The sequence below is a fragment of the Lentzea sp. NPDC037011 genome (genome assembly GCF_055607425.1).
In genome coordinates, this window is record NZ_JBVJRT010000001.1 from 851,443 (window position 1) to 869,578 (window position 18,136).

13 protein-coding genes are annotated in these 18,136 nt (G+C 71.7%); 10 read left to right on the top strand and 3 right to left on the bottom strand.

Features of this window, described 5'->3' with window-relative positions:
• Positions 1-51 precede the first annotated feature (51 nt).
• Positions 52-2,370, top strand: a complete 2,319-nt coding sequence (pcrA, locus tag ACZ7CH_RS04395) for a DNA helicase PcrA (protein WP_470373131.1) — start codon at positions 52-54, stop codon at positions 2,368-2,370.
• A gap of 856 nt (positions 2,371-3,226) precedes the next feature.
• Here pcrA and ACZ7CH_RS04400 read toward each other — a convergent pair.
• Entirely contained in the window at positions 3,227-4,012 is a 786-nt protein-coding gene (locus tag ACZ7CH_RS04400) for a M23 family metallopeptidase (protein WP_470373132.1), read from the bottom strand.
• A gap of 209 nt (positions 4,013-4,221) precedes the next feature.
• Entirely contained in the window at positions 4,222-5,202 is a 981-nt protein-coding gene (locus ACZ7CH_RS04405; RefSeq protein WP_470370051.1) for an esterase/lipase family protein, read from the bottom strand.
• Between the two features lie 199 nt (positions 5,203-5,401).
• Here ACZ7CH_RS04405 and ACZ7CH_RS04410 point away from each other — a divergent pair, with 199 nt between their 5' ends.
• From ACZ7CH_RS04410 to purH, 7 genes are all read left to right on the top strand, one after another.
• A complete protein-coding gene (locus tag ACZ7CH_RS04410) occupies positions 5,402-7,075 on the top strand; it encodes a hypothetical protein (protein ID WP_470373133.1) in 1,674 nt (557 codons plus the stop codon).
• A gap of 219 nt (positions 7,076-7,294) precedes the next feature.
• Complete coding sequence (gene sucC / locus ACZ7CH_RS04415) at positions 7,295-8,461, top strand: ADP-forming succinate--CoA ligase subunit beta (protein WP_360395872.1); 1,167 nt, start codon at positions 7,295-7,297, stop codon at positions 8,459-8,461.
• A gap of 5 nt (positions 8,462-8,466) precedes the next feature.
• The gene (gene sucD / locus ACZ7CH_RS04420) at positions 8,467-9,354 is read left to right on the top strand and encodes a succinate--CoA ligase subunit alpha (RefSeq protein WP_236215987.1); all 888 of its coding nucleotides are present in this window, start codon (positions 8,467-8,469) and stop codon (positions 9,352-9,354) included.
• Positions 9,355-9,555: 201 nt separating this feature from the next.
• Positions 9,556-10,248 carry a DUF5336 domain-containing protein gene (locus ACZ7CH_RS04425; protein WP_470373134.1) on the top strand — a complete coding sequence of 231 codons (693 nt, stop codon included), beginning with the start codon at positions 9,556-9,558 and terminating at the stop codon, positions 10,246-10,248.
• Positions 10,249-10,400: 152 nt separating this feature from the next.
• On the top strand, positions 10,401-12,005 hold the full coding sequence (locus tag ACZ7CH_RS04430) for a cell division protein PerM (protein WP_470373135.1): 1,605 nt from the start codon (positions 10,401-10,403) through the stop codon (positions 12,003-12,005).
• A gap of 124 nt (positions 12,006-12,129) precedes the next feature.
• Positions 12,130-12,681, top strand: coding sequence for a phosphoribosylglycinamide formyltransferase (gene purN, locus ACZ7CH_RS04435; protein ID WP_458430220.1), 552 nt, complete (start codon positions 12,130-12,132; stop codon positions 12,679-12,681).
• On the top strand, positions 12,678-14,249 hold the full coding sequence (gene purH / locus ACZ7CH_RS04440) for a bifunctional phosphoribosylaminoimidazolecarboxamide formyltransferase/IMP cyclohydrolase (RefSeq protein ID WP_360395876.1): 1,572 nt from the start codon (positions 12,678-12,680) through the stop codon (positions 14,247-14,249). Before purN ends, purH begins: the two co-directional genes overlap by 4 nt.
• Positions 14,250-14,300: 51 nt before the next feature.
• Here the strand turns inward: purH and ACZ7CH_RS04445 are convergent, their stop codons facing one another.
• On the bottom strand, positions 14,301-15,011 hold the full coding sequence (locus ACZ7CH_RS04445) for a hypothetical protein (protein ID WP_458430221.1): 711 nt from the start codon (positions 15,009-15,011) through the stop codon (positions 14,301-14,303).
• 223 nt (positions 15,012-15,234) lie between these two features.
• Between ACZ7CH_RS04445 and ACZ7CH_RS04450 the strand changes: the two genes are divergently transcribed.
• Positions 15,235-16,626 carry a hypothetical protein gene (locus tag ACZ7CH_RS04450; RefSeq protein WP_470373136.1) on the top strand — a complete coding sequence of 464 codons (1,392 nt, stop codon included), beginning with the start codon at positions 15,235-15,237 and terminating at the stop codon, positions 16,624-16,626.
• The gene (locus ACZ7CH_RS04455; protein WP_470373137.1) at positions 16,623-18,125 is read left to right on the top strand and encodes a DNA polymerase Y family protein; all 1,503 of its coding nucleotides are present in this window, start codon (positions 16,623-16,625) and stop codon (positions 18,123-18,125) included. The genes ACZ7CH_RS04450 and ACZ7CH_RS04455 overlap by 4 nt, the downstream gene beginning before the upstream one ends.
• Positions 18,126-18,136 lie beyond the last annotated feature (11 nt).

Genomic DNA, 18,136 nt, shown 5'->3' on the forward strand with positions numbered 1-18,136 from the left:
TGGTCGGGCGGTACCGGATTTGTCGGTGCCGCCCGGTACCGTGGATGGACGATGAGCGCCTTGTTCGACTTGCCCTCAAGTCCCCCCGTTTCCCGCGCGGGCCACCTGCTCGACGACCTGAACCCCGCGCAGCGCCGTGCCGTGGAGCACGCCGGCACGCCCCTGCTCGTGGTGGCGGGCGCCGGCTCCGGCAAGACGCGCGTCCTCACCCGGCGGATCGCGTACCTGCTGGCGGAGCGCGACGTGCACCCCGGCGAGATCATGGCCATCACGTTCACGAACAAGGCCGCCGCGGAGATGAAGGAGCGCGTCGCCGACATGGTGGGCGCGCGCGCCCGTTCGATGTGGGTGTCGACGTTCCACTCGATGTGCGTGCGGGTCATGCGCCGCGAGGCGAAGACGCTGGGCATGTCGTCGAACTTCTCGATCTACGACAGCGACGACACGCGCCGGCTCATCACGCTCGTCGCCCGCGACCTGGACCTCGACCCGAAGAAGTACGCGGCGCGCACGCTGGCCGTGCACGTCTCGAACCTCAAGAACGAGCTGGTCGACCCGGAGACGGCGACCGCGCAGGCGACGAACGACCTGGAGCGCCGCGTCGCCGAGGTCTACACCGTCTACCAGCGGCGGCTGACCGAGTCGAACTCGCTCGACTTCGACGACCTGATCATGAAGACGGTCGAGCTGCTGCAGACGTTCCCGGACGTGGCCGAGCACTACCGCCGCCGCTTCCGGCACGTGCTGGTCGACGAGTACCAGGACACGAACCACGCGCAGTACACGCTGGTGCGCGAGCTCGTCGGCAAGGCGGGCGGCGAGCTCCCGCCGGCCGAGCTGTGCGTGGTGGGCGACGCCGACCAGTCGATCTACGCGTTCCGCGGCGCGACGATCCGCAACATCGTGGAGTTCGAGCGGGACTACCCGGACGCCACGACGATCCTGCTCGAGCAGAACTACCGCTCCACGCAGAACATCCTGACCGCGGCGAACGCGGTGATCTCGCGCAACGCGAACCGCCGCGACAAGACGCTGTGGAGCGACCTCGGCGAGGGCGAGAAGATCGTCGGCTACGTCGCGGACAACGAGCACGACGAGGCCGCGTTCGTGGCCAACGAGATCGACCGGCTGGTCGACGGCGGCGAGGTCAACAACTCCGAGATCGCCGTCTTCTACCGCACGAACAACCAGTCGCGCGTGTTCGAGGAGATCTTCATCCGCCTCGGCCTGCCGTACCGGGTCGTCGGCGGTGTCCGCTTCTACGAGCGGCGCGAGGTGCGCGACGCGCTGGCCTACCTGCGCACGCTGGCCAACCCCGAGGACACGGTGTCGTTGCGCCGCATCCTCAACGTGCCCAAGCGCGGCATCGGCGACCGGGCGGAGGCCTGCGTCTCCGCCTACGCCGAACGCGAGCGGATCAGCTTCGCCGCGGCCCTGCGCGAGGCCGTCCACGACCGCGTCCCGATGCTGAACCCGCGCTCCCGCAACGCGATCGCCGGTTTCGTCGAGATGATGGACGCGCTCGGTGAGATGGTCGCCCGCGAGGACGACGTGGCCGACATCCTCGAAGCGGTGCTGGAGCAGACCGGCTACCGCACCGAGCTGGAGGCCAGCGAGGACCCGCAGGACCACACCCGCGTGGAGAACCTGAACGAGCTCGTCACGGTGGCCCGCGAGTTCACCGAGCTGGAGCTCCCCGAGGGCACGGAGCCGGTGCCGTCGCTGCCCGCGTTCCTGGAGCGCGTGTCGCTGGTCGCGGACGCCGACTCGATCCCCGACGCCGAGTCCGACGGCGTGGTCACCCTGATGACCATCCACACCGCCAAGGGCCTGGAGTACCCGGTCGTCTTCTCGACGGGCTGGGAGGACGGCGTCTTCCCGCACATGCGCGCCCTGGGCGACCCGGCCGAGCTGGCCGAGGAGCGCCGCCTCGCCTACGTGGGCATCACCCGCGCCCAGCGCCGCCTGTACCTCTCCCGCGCACTGGTCCGCTCCGCCTGGGGCCAGCCCTCGGCGAACCCGGCCTCCCGCTTCCTCGGCGAGATCCCCCAGGACCTCATCGACTGGCGCCGCGTGGAACCCTCCCGCTCCGCCCCCGCCGCGGCCACGACCTGGGGCCGTTCGGCGGCCTCCAGCGGCGGCATCGCCTCCCGCGGCCTCACCCGCCCCGCCCCCGGCAAGGCGGGCTGGAAGGACGCCCCGGCGATGAAGCTGGAGGTGGGCGACCGCGTCACCCACGACAAGTACGGCCTGGGCCGCGTCGTGGCCGTCGACGGCGCGGGTCTGCGCGCCACCGCCACGATCGACTTCGGCGGTTCGGGCACGGTCCGCCTGATGCTCATCGGCAGCGTGCCGATGACGAAGCTCTGACCGCACGAGCCAGCACACCCGCGCCGCCAACGCCGTCGTTGGCGGCGCGTGCTGTTTCGGCGCCGTGCACCCGCGCGCTCGGCGGGGCGTTCCGCTGACTTCACCTGTCCGGGTGACAGCCGGGACACCGGTCGCACCCCGTCTGACCTGCGACTTGAGTTGCGCTTGACCAAATTCACAGCAATTCGGAAAACCTGCGCAACGACCCGCAACCCCGTGCGTCTATGTGGGTGTCGCAAGCAGCACGGCCATCGGAACGTTCGGGGCGGTCCGGGGCAAGCAGGAGCAGCTCGCGCACGAAGGGGAGCGAAGGGACGGCGGGGGCCCAACTTCGCGGCGAAGGTGCGGCCGGACCGAACGGGAGAGCGGTCCGGCCGCATCGTTTTCACAGGTGGGGCGCGGTGCGCCGAAATTGTCAGACCCCCTGAGCACAATCGACCGCATGAGGAACTCGACTCGGCGGGAGTGCTCGCGGTGGATCACGTACTTGCTCAGGTTCTGCGCGAACGTGTGTTCGGCGATCTCGCGCGGCTCGAAGCCGGCGCGAGTGGGAACCCAGAGCACGCGGTCATGCTCGTGGAGGCCTGGCGGGCGCTCCTGCGCCTCCACGAGACGACGGAGAGCGGGGCCTGCCGGGGGTGCGGGCGGCGGTGGCGCAGGCGGATGTGCTCGGTCTGGCGGGTGGCGGTCGCTCACTTCGTCCGGCACGAGCGCGGCTGCAGTGGCGCTTGAGGCTCCTGAGGCCCCAGGGGCGCCTGGAGCGACCCGTACCACCACAGCACCTGGCTCAAACCCGGAAAGCCCCTCAGGAGGCCGCTGGGCCGTAGTTCACCGCCGGACGAACCTGCGGAACCGATCAGACCGTGACGCCGCGCTGGTTCAGCCAGGTCAGCGGGTTGATCTTCTGACCGCCCGGCTCCCAGACCTCGAAGTGCAGGTGGGGCCCGGTGGAGAAGCCGCGGTTGCCCATGCGGGCGATCTGCTGGCCCGCCTTGACGCGCTGGCCCTCGCTCACGTTGTAGTCGTTCACGTGGCCGTAGACGGTGATGGTGCCGTCGGCGTGCTGCACGCGGACCCAGAGGCCGAAGCCGGAGGCGGGACCCGCCTCGATCACGACGCCGTCGGCGGCGGAGAGGATCGGGGTGCCGATCGGGCCGGCGATGTCGATGCCGAGGTGCATGGTGCCCCAGCGGCCGCCGTAGCCGGAGGTGAACTCACCGGCGGCGGGGCGGACGAACTTCGGGCGCTTCTTCTCGGCCTCAGCGGCTTCGCGCTGGACGGTGAGCTGCTGGCTGCGCAGGAGCTTCGCGGCTTCCGCGGAGCCTTCCGACGTCGTCTTGGAGACCGCGAGGATCTGCGGCGCGGAGGCGGTGTCACCGCCCATGCCGTCGAAGGTGGCGGCGCCGCCGGTGTGGTTGGCGAGCTGGACGTCCTTGCCCTCGTCCGCGGCTGCCTGGCCGATCTGGCCGGCGCCGGCTGCGGCGAAGGCGCCCACTGCGACGGCGGCGACGACGATGCGTCCGCGCAGCGCCGACGGCGGCGGGGGGAGCCGGTGCGAGCTGACGGTGCGCGTGGAAGCGCGGTCGACTGCCTCTTCAAGCGCAGTGCGTTCAAAGCCGCCGGGGGAGCGGTGGTGACTCAAAGCTTGCCCTTCCGCCTTCGGGGAGCCTGGTCGGGTGGACTGCCGGGCGGGGGATTCCCGGTGAGTCAGATTTCGGGGTTCTGACTCGGTGTCCTTCTGTGACCAGACCGTGACAACGGACCGGGGGACAGTAACGGCGGCGAGCGCCGGAGGGCAAACCCCAGTTCGTTATGTCGACCGAATGGGCGGCGACCAGCAAGTTTCAACTGTCAACTGTGACGGTCGGTCAGCCCGGGCGCGTGACACGCCTCCCCACCGGCGGCGATGGGGTGAGTTGACGAGTCATCCATACGGGTGATGGCGGTAACAACGACGTGAAGCGTTCTCGTGTCAACCGGGAGGGAAAGGTGACCTGAATCACGTATCTGGTGCTCTTCGACGAGCAACGACGGGTGCTCCAGTCGGGCGTTGCGCTGCGGGACGATGACCTGGTCCATCTCCGACCAGACCACGACGAACCGGGTGCGGCACGGCCGGCAGGGCTCGGCGAGCTCGGAGAGGAGCTCCGAACCGGGACGCAGCTGCCTGGTCAGCGGGGTCGGCATCAGATAGGCGGTGAGAGTGCCGTTGTGCGGAGTCCCCAAGGTCACGAGCGTGCGCACTCGTGAGTCGCCGTGCAGCCGTTGTACGTAATACCTGGCGATGAGACCGCCGAGTGAATGGCCGACGACGTGCACCTGGTCGGAACCGGTCTGCTCGCAGATCCGCTCGATCTGCTCCCCGAGCAGGGCGGCCGACCGCCGGACGTCGCCGGTCAGCGCGGTCAGCACGCTGTAGTTGACGGCGTGCACCACCCCGAAGCCCCGCCTCCGCAGCGCCCCCGACAGCACCGCGAAGGCGGAGCGGTTGTCCCCGATGCCGTGCACCAACACGATCGGGGTGCCCGCCGCGTCCATCGCCGAAACCACCAGCCCCCGCTGGCGGGGCGGCAGGCCGTCGGTGCGGTAGTGCCGGAAGTGGCCGTCCGGGCGCAGCTGCTCGGTGACGGCACCCCAGGGGTAGAGCACGGCGTGGGCGGTCAGCCAGACCGCCTCCATCGCCGCCCCGCGCACGCCGCCGGGCGTGGCCAGCGCACGCAGCGCGACCTTGGCTTCTTCGGTGATGTCGCGGGCCGTGTGCACACCTCGGCCGGCGCGATCGAGAACGGCGTCGGCGAGACGCCCCGTCCACGACCGGCCGTTGTCGCTCATGGGGGCGACGGTAAGTGATGATCTCACCGGAAAGGAGTACCCAGCGGCCCTTTTCCACAAGCGAACGCGTCCCGTCTCAACGGGCTTCGTTCACCTGCGTGAACAGGTGCGTCCGTTCGTCCGCCCACCTGGGGGACCACCGCCTTCCACCAGGGCGTCGGCGTGGCGGCGGGGTGTGGTCTTGCTAGGTTCGCCCGCGATGACTCGAACCGAGCTCGAGAACCAGACACCGGCGGTCACCCGGCTGCGCGTCGCGTGGGGCCTCGCCGCGGCAGGAGCCCTCCTCGCGACGATCGGGCCGTTGCTCGGCGTCGTGGACGGCAGTGCGCCGGCGTACACGTCATGGCCGCTGCTGGCCGTGCTCGCGCTGCTGCCTCCCGCGCTCGCGGGGGCGTTGTGGCTGCGCGGCCGCCCGTTCGTCGCGGCCGCGGTGCTCGCGGCGGTCGGTGCGTTCGCGCCCGGACGGCTGCTCGGCGACCTGCAGATCATCGGTCACACGATGACGGTGAGCAGGCCCGAGCTGTTCCGGCCGTCGGGGCTCGTGGCGCCGCCGACCGGTGCCGGGCTCTGGGTCCTCGTCCTCGGTCACGCGCTGGTGCTCGCCGGCGGTCTGCTCGCGGCGGGCCGGCTCGGCGTGCCCGCCGACGAGGAGGAGGACGCGCCGCGCCAGCTCGCGGTCCTGCTGCCGGTCACCGCGCTCGCCGCGATCGCGCTGCTGGGCGAGCCGTTCAGCTCCTCCGACGTCTACCTGCTGCCGCGCAGCCCGTGGGACCTGCCGGTGCTCGGGCTGGTCGGCGGGCTGCTGCTGGCCGTGGCCGCACCGCTGGTCGCCGCGCTCACCGGCAGCTCGTCCGACCCGGACACGCGCCGCGGCGGCATGCTCGGCGTGGCGCTCGGCCTGGCCGCGGTGGCCGTGCCGTCGCTGGCCGCCGGCCTGTTCGCGGACGGCCTCGGCGTCACCTGGGGCCCGGTCGTGGCGGTGCTGGTCGCCGTCGTGCTGGTGCTCCTGTCGTTCCGCGGTGCGCGCGCGGGCAGGAGTGAGAAGGACGGGGCGGCGGAGCAGGTCGCCCTGCCCGCCCTGCACCGGCTGCACGCGGCCACGGGCGTGTTCGCCCTCCTGGCCGCCGTCGCCGCCGTCGTGGGCGCCCTCTCCCCGCTGATCGTGGTCGACGGCGAGGCGCCGGTGGCCTACGCGGCCCGGCTGCTGTGGCCGACCGGCCTGGTGCTCGCGGTGCTGGGGCTGCTGATGTTCGTGCGCGCCGCCGCCGGCCGGGTCCGCCCGGCACTGGTCTTCACGGTCTACGCGACCCTGCTCGCGTCCGTGTTCTCCGTGCAGACGGTGAGCCTGGCCAGCCAGTCCGGCCTGGCCGAGCCGGCGCCGGGCTTCTGGCTCATGTCCGCGGTCTACCCGTTCGGGTTGATCGCGCTGGTGTGCGCGGCCGTCGCGGGCGGTGCCGAACGCGAGAGCGCCGAGCAGCGCAAGGCCGAGCAGATGCCGGTCGCCGAGCTGGGCGCGGTGCTGCTGGCCGGGCTGTTCGCCGTCGGCGCGTTCGCGATGCCGACGATGAAGGCCGCCGGCTACACCCCGCCGGACCTGCTCGGCAACTACGACCCGATCGTCTCCACGACGCTCGTCGCCGCGTTGCTGCTGGTCGTCACCGGCTTGGCCCTCGCGCTGCGATCCCGCCCGGAACGCGGTGCGGCGGTGCTGGCCGGTGCGGCCGTGCTCGTCGGCGTCCGCGCGCTGGAGCTGCCGCTGACCGGTGACCGGGTCGAGGGGATGACCGCGGCGCCGGGCACGTGGCTGGCGCTCGCGTCCGTGGCCGCGCTCCTGGTCGCGGCGGGCTCGATGGCGGCTCGCGCGAGCAGGTGAGAAGGCTCGCACCCGGCTTCCGAAGGGGCGCTGGAGCGCACGTACGCATGCACGCGTGATCGACCTCACCGCCGTTGAGACCGACCTCACCGGGAGTGGCGTGCGAGCAGTAGGCGCAGGTCGATAGTGTCTGGGCCCAGCCGCGTCAAGTGGGTTCTGACGGCCCCTTGAGGACCACCCAGGCGCGGTGTTCCGACACCGACGTCGCAGGAGACCCGAGTGGACCTGTACGAGTACCAGGCGAAGGACCTCTTCGCCGCCCACGGCGTCCCGGTACTGCCGGGCGATGTGGCCACCAACCCCGCCGACGCCAAGGCCATCGCCGCGAAGTTCGGCCAGCCCGTCGTCGTCAAGGCCCAGGTCAAGACCGGTGGCCGCGGCAAGGCCGGCGGCGTGAAGCTGGCCAAGGACGCCGACGAGACCGAGGAGAAGGCGACCGCCATCCTCGGCCTCGACATCAAGGGGCACATCGTTCACCGCGTGCTGGTGACGCCCGCCTCCGACATCGCGGAGGAGTACTACTTCTCCTTCCTGCTCGACCGCGCCAACCGCACCTTCCTCGCCATGGCGAGCGTCGAGGGCGGCATGGACATCGAGGAGGTCGCGGCCACCAAGCCCGAGGCCCTCGCGAAGATCCACATCGACGCCATCCAGGGTGTCGACCAGGCCAAGGCGACCGAGATCGCCGACGCGGCGAACTTCCCGGCCGAGGTCAAGGACCAGGTCGTGGACGTCATCGTCAAGCTGTGGGAGACCTTCGTCGCGGAGGACGCCACGCTCGTCGAGGTCAACCCGCTGGTCCGCGACCCCGAGGGCAAGGTCATCGCCCTCGACGGCAAGGTCACGCTGGACGAGAACGCCGGCTTCCGCCACCCGGCCCACGCCGAGCTGGTCGACAAGCAGGCGGAGAACCCCCTCGAGGCCAAGGCCAAGGAGAAGGGGCTCAACTACGTCAAGCTCGACGGCGAGGTCGGCATCATCGGCAACGGTGCCGGTCTCGTGATGTCCACCCTGGACGTCGTCGCGTACGCCGGTGAGCAGTACGGCGTGAAGCCCGCGAACTTCCTCGACATCGGCGGCGGCGCGTCCGCCGAGGTCATGGCGAACGGCCTGGACGTCATCCTCGGCGACGAGGCCGTCCGCTCGGTCTTCGTGAACGTCTTCGGCGGCATCACCGCGTGCGACGCCGTGGCCAACGGCATCGTGAAGGCGCTGGAGATCCTCGGCGACTCGGCCACCAAGCCGCTCGTCGTCCGCCTGGACGGCAACAACGTGGAGGAGGGCCGCGCGATCCTCGCCGAGGCCAACCACCCGCTGGTGACCGTTGTCGACACGATGGACAACGCGGCCGCCAAGGCCGCCGAGCTCGCGGCTGCGGGGGTCTGAGTCAGATGGCTATCTTCCTCAACGAGAACAGCAAGGTCATCGTCCAGGGCATGACCGGTGCCGAGGGCACCAAGCACACCAAGCGCATGCTCGCGTCCGGCACGAACATCGTCGGTGGCGTGAACCCGCGCAAGGCGGGCGAGAAGGTCGACTTCGACGGCACCGTCCTCCCGGTCTTCGGCACCGTCAAGGAGGCCATGGAGGCCACCGGCGCGAACGTGACCGTGATCTTCGTCCCGCCGGCCTTCTCGAAGGCCGCCGTGGTCGAGGCGATCGACGCCGAGATCGAGCTGGCCGTCGTCATCACCGAGGGCATCCCGGTGCACGACACCGCCTACTTCTGGGCGCACGCCGTCGCGACGGGCAACAAGACCCGCATCATCGGCCCGAACTGCCCCGGCATCATCAGCCCCGGCAAGTCGAACGCCGGCATCATCCCCGCGAACATCGCGGGCAGCGGCAAGATCGGCCTCGTGTCGAAGTCGGGCACGCTGACCTACCAGATGATGCACGAGCTGCGGGACTTCGGTTTCTCCACCGCGATCGGCATCGGTGGCGACCCGATCATCGGCACCACGCACATCGACGCCCTGGAGGCCTTCGAGGCCGACGAGGAGACCGTCGCGATCGTGATGATCGGTGAGATCGGTGGTGACGCCGAGGAGCGCGCCGCGGCGTACATCAAGGAGAACGTGACCAAGCCGGTCGTCGGCTACGTCGCGGGCTTCACCGCTCCGGAGGGCAAGACCATGGGCCACGCCGGCGCCATCGTCTCGGGCTCCGCGGGCACCGCGCAGGCGAAGAAGGAGGCCCTCGAGGCCGCCGGCGTCAAGGTCGGCAAGACGCCGTCCGAGACCGCCGCCCTCATGCGCGAGATCATGAACGCCCTCTGACCCGAGCCGGTCTGAGCTGAACCGCACGCGGGGACCTTTCGTGCCGTCATCGAGTACGAAAGGTCCCCGCGTGCGTCTGCGGCAGGGGTAATTTCGGGTCGGACGGGTTCGTGTGGCGGAACCGGCGTGATCCGGTCATCGTCTGAGCACACGCATCGACTAGCGTTTGGGATTCACCCAGCTGGAGGAGGAGACCTCGACATGTCCGTGCCTTACGGCGCACCCCAACAGCAGCCGCCGGGTCCGGCACCGCAGCAGCCCAGCGCCGCTCCCGGCGCGAGCAACCTCAACCTGGGCATGATCCTCCCGATGGTGGGCGCCGGTCTCGGCCTGGTCGCCTACCTGCTCGCCTTCTCCGACAGCGTCGGCGGCGTGACGTGGATCCTGGCGGCCGCCGCGCTCGCCGCTCTCACGCTCCTGCCGAACGCCCCGAGGTTCCTGCCGGTCGCCGCCGCGCTCGCCGCGGTGCAGACGCTGGAACTGCTCCAGGGCATCATCAAGGCCTCGTCGGTCGACGGCCTCGCGATCGTGCTGCTGATCGTCTCGCTGCTGCAGACCGCCGCGCTCGTGCTGGCGTTGCTGCTCGGCGAGGGCATCGTGAAGTTCGACCCGAAGCCGGCGAACCCGTACGCGGGCCAGCCCGGTGGCTGGAACCCGCAGTCGGGCGCGTTCCCGCAGCAGGGCCACCAGCACCAGCAGCAGCACGCCGCTCCGCAGCAGTTCGGCCAGCAGCCGCAGCAGCAGGCACCGCAGCAGCAACAGCAGTTCGGTCAGCAGCCGCAGCAGCCCCAGCAGCCGGGTCAGCCGCCGCAGCAGACGAGCTTCATGCCGCAGCCGGGCCAGTTCGGTTCGCCGGGCACGCCGCCCGGTGGCTTCGGCGGCCCGCAGCAGTAAGCAGTTGGGGCGTCTGCAAGTACCACCGACTTCGTGTTGGTAGTACTTGCAGACGCCGTGGGCAGGAGGGGCGGTACCGGACCACGGTGCCGCCCCTCCTGCGTGCGGCGAGCCTCATCCGGATGGACCAGCCGGCCTGACACAGTGGGGAAATGCCCGTGCTGCAACGCGACGTGACCCGCGAGGTGACGGCGGTGCGCCCGCCGGAGTTCTCGCGTGCCGAACGCATGCGCGTCCTCGCCGCGGCCGCCGTCGGTTCGGTGGTGGTCGGCTACGCCGCCGTCGCCGCCCTGCTCGCGCTGATCACGGCCACCGCCACGTACGCCGACTTCGACACCGCCGGCGTGCTCACGGGCGCCGCGCCCGCCTGGCTCGCCGCGCACCACGTGCCGCTGCGCTTCGAGGCGGGCCAGCTCGGCGTGCTGCCGCTGCTGCCGACGGCGCTGCTGATGCTGCTGGTCGGCAGGACCGCCGCGGGCACCGCCGACCGGCTCGGCCTCTACGAACCGCTGCAGGCCCGTTCCGTGGTCTTGAGCATCTCCGGCGCCCACGCGGTGGTGGGCGGCATGATCGCGCTGCTGATGGGCGACGACGGGCTCGTGCGCGCGACGCCGGCCGTCGCGTTCTTCGGCTGCGCCGCGGTCTCCGGTGTCGCCGCCACGGTCGGCGTGGCCCGCCGCTGCGGCCTGGTGGAGCTGGTGTTCGACAAGCTCGACCCGGTGGCGTTCCAGGGGTTGCGGTCCGGCTTCATGGCGTTGTTCGCGCTCTTCAGCGCCGGTGCGCTGGCGGTGGCGGCCGGGCTCGCGATCTCGTGGCCCAAGACCGCGGAGCTGTTCGCCGACGCGGGTCCGTCGGTCGGTGTCGGGCTCGGCGTGTGGCTGCTGTGCCTGGGCTACCTGCCGAACGCCGTCGTCGCCGGCCTGTCCTACGTCGCGGGCTCCGGTTTCTCGATGGGCCTGGTCGAGGTCACGCCGCTGACGTTCACCGGTGGTCAGGTGCCCGGTGTGCCGCTGCTCGCGGCGATGCCGGAGGGTGAGCACCTGCTCAGCCCGGCCGTGCTCGTCGTGCCCCCGCTGATCGGCGCGTTCGTCGGGTGGACCTGCCGCAAGGTGTCCGACCGGCCCACGTCGCGGCTGCGGGCGGTGCTGGTCGCCGCGATCACCGCGGCCGTCGGCAGCCTGGTGCTCGCCGCGACGGCGGGCGGGCGGCTCGCCGGTGGTGCGTTCGACCCGGTCACCATCCCCGCCGGCCTGCTCGGGCTGCTCGTGGCGCTGTGGGTGCTGGTGCCGGGAGCGCTCGTCGCGTGGCTCGCCGGGGCGCGGGTGAAGCCGGTCGTGGCCGCGGACGCCGAGTTCGTCGAGCCGGACTTCGTCGAGGACGCCGAGGCCGTGGACGAGGAGGTCGTCTTCGAGGACGACGAGCTCACCGACCAGCTCCAGGTCGTGGCGGCCGACGAGTTCGAGGTCGAGGAGGACCTCGACGACGACTACTACGACGACGAGGCCGAGTACGACGAAGCCGAGTACGACGACGACGCTGACGCCGAGTACGACGAGGACGACGAGGCCGTCGCCGACGAAGCTGTCGCCGACGAGGACGAGGACGAGTACGAGGACGACGTCGCCGAGGACGAGCCCGTCGACGAGGACAAGAGCTCCGAACCCGAAGTGGTGGAAGAGGAAGACTTCGACGCGGAGTTCGACGAGATGCTCGGCATGGGTCCGGAGGAGGACCTGGACGACAAGCCGCGGCGGTGACGACCTAAACTGCCCCTGAGCTGCTGCAACACCGCTGCAAGACCAGGAGTAGACGCTGAGCACCGAACTTCGGCTTCCCACACCGGCGCGCGTCGTCGTGCTCGTCTCCGGTTCCGGAACCCTCATGCAGGCGTTGCTGGACGCCACCGACCTCCCGATCGAGGTGGTCGCCGTCGGCGCGGACCGCGAGGACATCGAGGGCCTCAAGCGCGCCGAACGGGCGGGCGTCCCGCACTTCGCCGTCAAGCTGCGCGACCACGCCGACCGGGCCGCGTGGGACGTCGCGCTGACCGAGGCGGTCGCCGCGCACGAGCCAGACCTGGTCGTGTCCGCCGGCTTCATGAAGATCATCGGGCCGGAGTTCCTGGCCCGCTTCGGCGGCCGGATGATCAACACCCACCCCGCGCTGCTGCCGGCGTTCCCCGGCGCGCACGGCGTCCGCGACGCGCTGGACTACGGCGTGCGCGTGACCGGGTCGACCGTGCACCTCGTCGACGCGGGCGTGGACACCGGGCCGATCCTGGCGCAGGAGGCCGTTGTCGTCGAACCCGGCGACACCGAGGAGACCCTGCACGAACGCATCAAGGTCGTCGAACGCCGGCTGCTCGTCGAGACGGTCGGCAGGCTGGCCCGCGAGGGCTGCACCGTGAACGGACGAAAGGTGAGCATTCCGTGAGCACTCCCGCCGAGAGGCGACCGGTCCGTCGGGCACTGGTCGGTGTCTCCGACAAGGCCGGCCTGCTGGAACTGGCCACCGGCCTGCACGCGGCCGGAGTCGAGATCGTGTCGACCGGCGGCACCGCGAAGGTGCTGGCCGCCGCCGGTGTGCCGGTCACGCCGGTCGAGGAGGTCACCGGGTTCCCCGAGTGCCTCGACGGCCGCGTGAAGACGCTGCACCCGCGCGTGCACGCCGGTCTGCTCGCGGACCTGCGCAAGGAGACGCACGCGCAGCAGTTGCGCGACATGGACATCGCGCCGTTCGACCTGCTGGTCGTGAACCTGTACCCGTTCACCCAGACCGTGGCGTCCGGTGCTTCGCCGGACGAGTGCGTCGAGCAGATCGACATCGGCGGCCCGGCGATGGTGCGCGCGTCGGCGAAGAACCACGCGAACGTGGCCGTGGTCGTCGACCCCGCGCGCTACGACTGGGTGCTGGAGAACGTGCGCGAGGGCGGCTTCACCCTGGCCGACCGCCAGCGCCTGGCCGCGGACGCGTTCCGGCACACCGCGACCTACGACGTGGCCGTGGCGTCCTGGATGGGCAACGCCCTGGCGCCCGACGACGAGGGTTCGGGCTTCCCCGGCTGGGTCGGCGCGACCTGGAACCGCTCGAACGTGCTGCGCTACGGCGAGAACCCGCACCAGCACGCCGCGATCTACGCGCAGGGCGACGGCCGTGTGGGTCTCGCGTCGGCGAAGCAGTTGCACGGCAAGGAGATGTCGTACAACAACTACCTCGACGGCGATGCCGCGTGGCGCGCCGCGTGGGACCACGAGCGCCCCTGCGTCGCGATCATCAAGCACGCCAACCCGTGCGGCATCGCGGTGTCCGACGTGAGCATCGCGGACGCGCACCGCAAGGCTCACGAGTGCGACCCGGTCAGCGCGTTCGGCGGCATCATCGCGGCCAACCGCGAGGTCACCGTGGAGATGGCCGAGTTCGTCTCGGAGATCTTCACCGAGGTGGTCATCGCTCCGTCCTATGCGGACGGTGCGGTGGAGGTGTTGCAGCGCAAGAAGAACGTGCGCATCCTGGTCGCCGAGGCACCCGCCCGCGGTGGTGCGGAGATGCGCCCGGTGTCCGGCGGCCTGCTGCTGCAGCAGCGCGACGCCATCGACGCCGACGGCGACTCGCCAGCCAACTGGACGCTGGCGTGCGGCAAGCCCGCCGACGAGCAGACGCTGGCGGACCTGGAGTTCGCGTGGCGCGCGATCCGCGCGGTCAAGTCGAACGCGATCCTGCTGGCGGACAACGGTGCCACGGTCGGCGTCGGCATGGGCCAGGTCAACCGGGTCGACTCGTCGCACCTCGCGGTGAAGCGCGCGGGTGAGCGGGCCAAGGGCGCGGTGGCGGCCTCGGACGCGTTCTTCCCGTTCCCGGACGGCCTCGAGGTGCTGCTGAACGCGGGTGTGCGCGCGGTCGTGCAGCCCGGCGGTTCGGTCCGCGATCCCGAGGTGATCGCGAAGGCCGAGGCGGCGGGCGTGACGCTGTACCTGACCGGAACGCGCCACTTCGCGCACTGATCGGTGCTGTGAGGAGGGGCCGCTTCCCTTGGGGAGCGGCCCCTTCGCGTTTCAGAGCTTGGCGAGCATCTCCTCGGCGATGCCCTTGGCCGCGGCCTCGAACTCGGCGGTGTCCCCGCGCTTCGGGCTGAACAGCCCGACGTCCCAGCCGGTGTGGTCGACCTCGACCACGTGGTCGCCCTTGCGCGCGATGATCGAGATGTCGGTGAACGCCGACGTGCCGTCCATCAGCACGGCGGTGGCCTCGTCACCGAGACCGTCGATCGGCTTCTGCCGCGGTGTGCCCTGAGTGTTGGCCATGGCCATCTGCACGGCCTCCTGGTACGCCCTGTCCTCTTCCTTCGCGTCCTGCGTGACGTACACGTCGGTGTTGCGCAGGCCTTCGCCGTCGACACCCTCGGTCTGGTTCCAGGAGCAGATCGTGCGCTTGCCCCTGCCCAGGTCGGTCTCCGACGAGCCAAGCCCGTTCGGGTTGGTCGTGCGCGCCTTCTTCAACGCCGCCTCGGAGACGTTCGAACAAGCCGCGGGCAGTTGGTCGGCACGCTTGGGAGAGCCGCCGTCCTCGTGGGCGCCGAGGTACAGGACCGCGGCGGTGATGCCGCCGCCGAGGACCAGCAGCGCGACGATCGACAGGGCGATGATGACCGGCGCCTTGCTCTTACCGGGTGGTTGCGGCGGACCCCAGCCGGGCTGCTGCGGGTGACCCCGGTACTGCTGCTGCGGTGGTTGCCGGTGCCAGCCGTGCGGAGGTGGTTGGTTCACTGTTTCCCCAGATAGCGGTGCTGTTCGAGCCACCGTAGAGGACCGTCCGGACCCGTGTGCGCATGTCCACCGAAAGGGTGACACCCCAGCATTGACACAGGGGTGCTTGGACGCGCTACGATCATGACGTTCGTTCGAACAAGAGTTCGAATAAGCAAGTCGCCGAACTTCCCGCGGCGATCGTGCACAGGGGTGCGCACGATCAGGACGGGAGGTGGGTGGAGTGTCGAGGTCGGCAACGGCGTCGTTGGCCGCGCTCGGGGTGAACCCGGCCAGCGAGCTGACCCGCTCTTCCACCGACCAGACCACGGGGCGGGTGCTGCCGGTTCGCGGGGAACTGGCGGACCTGCTGCCGTGGGGCGGCTTGCGGCGTGGCAGCACGGTGTCGGTGGGCGGATCGACATCGTTGCTGCTCGCCCTGCTGGCGGGTGCGACCGCGGACGGCTGTTGGGCCGCCGTGGTCGGCCTGCCGCAGGTGGGGGTGCTGGCCGCGGCCGAGCTCGGGGTCTCGGTGCAGCGGCTGGCACTCGTCCCACACCCCGGCACCGATCCCGGCCCGGTGATCGCCGCCCTGCTGGACGGCCTCGACCTCGTCGCCGTCGGCTGCCCCCTGCCCCCTTCGCTGGCCCGCCGCCTCACCGCCCGCGCCCGGCAACGCCGCGCCGTGCTGATCGCGTTCGGCACCTGGCCCTCTCCCGACGTGGAGCTGACGGCGGAGTCCGTGCGCTGGAACCGGCTCGACGACGGCGCCGGCACCCTGCGCCGCCAGCAGATCGACGTCCGCACCGGCGGCCGCGGCTCCGCAGGCCGCCCGCGCACCGCGGTGCTGACGTTCGGCGAGGAAGAAATCGAGCTCCCGCTGGTGACCGGTGACCCGGTCCGGCCCGACGAGCCGGCTGATGCCGGTCCGGGCCGGTCTGACGAGCCGGTCACCAGGCGGGTGAACGCGTTGGGGGACAAGCGCTCTGCCGCTGAACGCGCGGCCGCGGTCGTGGCCAGGTGGGCGGCGGCCGAGCGGGACGAGCTGGCTGCGCGGCGGGGGCGGCAGGGGGAGCGGGTGCGGCGGGCGGAGGGGACGCGGCAGGCAGAAGGGGCGCGGCAGGCGGAGCAGGCGCTGTGGGCCCAGCGGGCGCGGCAGGCGGAGGGGGCTGAGCGGGCGTGGGAGGCGGAGCAGGCGGAGCGGGCCCAGCAGGCGGAGCGGGCCCAGCAGGCGGAGCGGGCCCAGCAGGCGGAGCAGGCCCAGCAGGCGGAGCAGGCGGAGCGGGCCCAGCAGGCGGAGCAGGCGGAGCGGACCCAGCAGGCGGAGCGGGTTGAGCGGGCGTCGCCGGCGGAGCGGGCGCCGCGGACCCAGCGGACGCGGCAGGTGGAGCGGGCTGAGGAGACGCGGCCGGCACAGCGGACCCAACCGGCGGAACGGACGCAGCAGGTGGGGCGGGCCCGGCGGGCGGAGCAGGCGGAGCGGGCTCAGCGGACGCAGCGAACCCAGCAGGCGGAGCGGGCCCAGCAGGCAGAGCGGACGCGCACGCTCGCGCAGGGGTCCCCTTCGGCCTGGGATCCCCCACATTCCATTCTCCCAGGCACCACCGACAGTTCCGGCGCAGCGGAGTCGCGGTGAAGGACACCCGGCTGCTCGTCGTCTGGTGCCCCGACTGGCCCGTGATCGCCGCCTGCGCCGCCACGGGCACCAGCCCGCACGTCCCGGTGGTCGTGGTCGACGGCAACGAGGTCGTGGCCACCTCGGCCGTGGCGCGGGCCGAGGGGATCCGCAGGGCCATGCGCCGGCGGATGGCCGAGGCGATGTGTCCCGAGCTCGTCACGTTCGAGCACGAGCCGCAGCGGGATGCGCGGTTCTTCGAGCCGGTCGCGGAGGCGGTTGAGGAGCTCGCGCCCGGTGTCGAGGTGGTGGAGCCGGGGGTGGTGGCGGTGCAGGCACGGGGGCCGATCGCGTACTTCGGCGGTGCCGAGCGGGCGGCTGAGCGGCTGGTCGACCACGTCGCGGCCAGGACCGGCACGGAGGCGCAGGTCGGGGTTGCCGACAGCCTGTTCGCCGCCACGAAGGCCGCGCACCGCAACGTGATCGTGCCGCCACACCGGACCGCGGAGTTCCTCCGGCCGCTCGGTGTGCACGAGCTGGCGGAGCCGGGGCTCGTGGACCTGCTCAGGAGGCTCGGGTTGAAGACGCTCGGCGCGTTCGCGGACGTGCCGGAGAACGCGGTGGCGTCCCGGTTCGGCGGCTCGGCCACGAGGCAGCACCGGTTGGCGCGCGGGTTGTCGGAGCGGCCGCTCGACAAGCGCAGGCCGGCGCCGGAGCTGGCGGTCGCGGAGACGTTCGACGAACCGGTCGACCGGGTCGACTCGGCCGCGTTCGCCGCGCGGACGCTGGCGGCGAGGCTGCACGCCAACCTCGCTGACCGCGGGCTCGCGTGCACCCGGCTCGGCATCCACGCCCGCACCGAGCGCGACGAGGAGCTGCACCGGGTGTGGCGGGCCGCGGAACCGTTGACACCGCGGGGGATCGCGGACCGGGTGCGGTGGCAGCTGGACGGCTGGCTCACCCGCGAACGGCTCACGTCGGGCATCCGGACGCTCACCCTCGAACCCGCCGAGGTCGTCGACGGCACCGCGTTGCAGCTCGGGTTGTGGGGGCAGGACGACGAACGCGCGGTCAGGGCGTTGCTGCACGTGCAGGGGTTGCTGGGGCCGGACGCGGTGCTGGTGCCGGTGCTCGACGGCGGACGCGGGCCGCGGGAGCGGGTCAGGCTCGTGCCGTGGGGGGACGAGCGGACGCCGGCGCTCAACCCGGACCACCCGTGGCCCGGCCGCCTCACCCGCGCTCCCGCCACGCTCAGGGACGAACCCGCCGCGCTGAGGGACGCGAACGGCGGCGAGGTCGGTGTGACCGGACGGCTTGAGCTCACGGCACGGCCGCGGCAGGTCACCGCGAACGGCAGAACGCGGGACGTGGTCGCGTGGGCGGGCCCGTGGCCGGTGGACGAGCGGTGGTGGGCACCGGACGCGCACCGGGCGGCACGGGTGCAGGTGCAGACCGAGGACCAGGCGTTCCTGTTGATCCGCAGGGACCAGAGGTGGTTCCTGGAAGGGGTGTACGACTGATGTTCGACGAC

Bases quoted from the DNA above. Each gene is read 5' to 3' on its own strand.
- pcrA (WP_470373131.1), top strand. From the start codon at position 52: ATGAGCGCCTTGTTCGACTTGCCCTCAAGTCCCCCCGTTTCCCGCGCG.
- ACZ7CH_RS04405 (WP_470370051.1), bottom strand. From the start codon at position 5,202: ATGAGCGACAACGGCCGGTCGTGGACGGGGCGTCTCGCCGACGCCGTT.
- ACZ7CH_RS04410 (WP_470373133.1), top strand. From the start codon at position 5,402: ATGACTCGAACCGAGCTCGAGAACCAGACACCGGCGGTCACCCGGCTG.
- sucD (WP_236215987.1), top strand. From the start codon at position 8,467: ATGGCTATCTTCCTCAACGAGAACAGCAAGGTCATCGTCCAGGGCATG.
- ACZ7CH_RS04425 (WP_470373134.1), top strand. From the start codon at position 9,556: ATGTCCGTGCCTTACGGCGCACCCCAACAGCAGCCGCCGGGTCCGGCA.
- ACZ7CH_RS04430 (WP_470373135.1), top strand. From the start codon at position 10,401: ATGCCCGTGCTGCAACGCGACGTGACCCGCGAGGTGACGGCGGTGCGC.
- purN (WP_458430220.1), top strand. From the start codon at position 12,130: ATGCAGGCGTTGCTGGACGCCACCGACCTCCCGATCGAGGTGGTCGCC.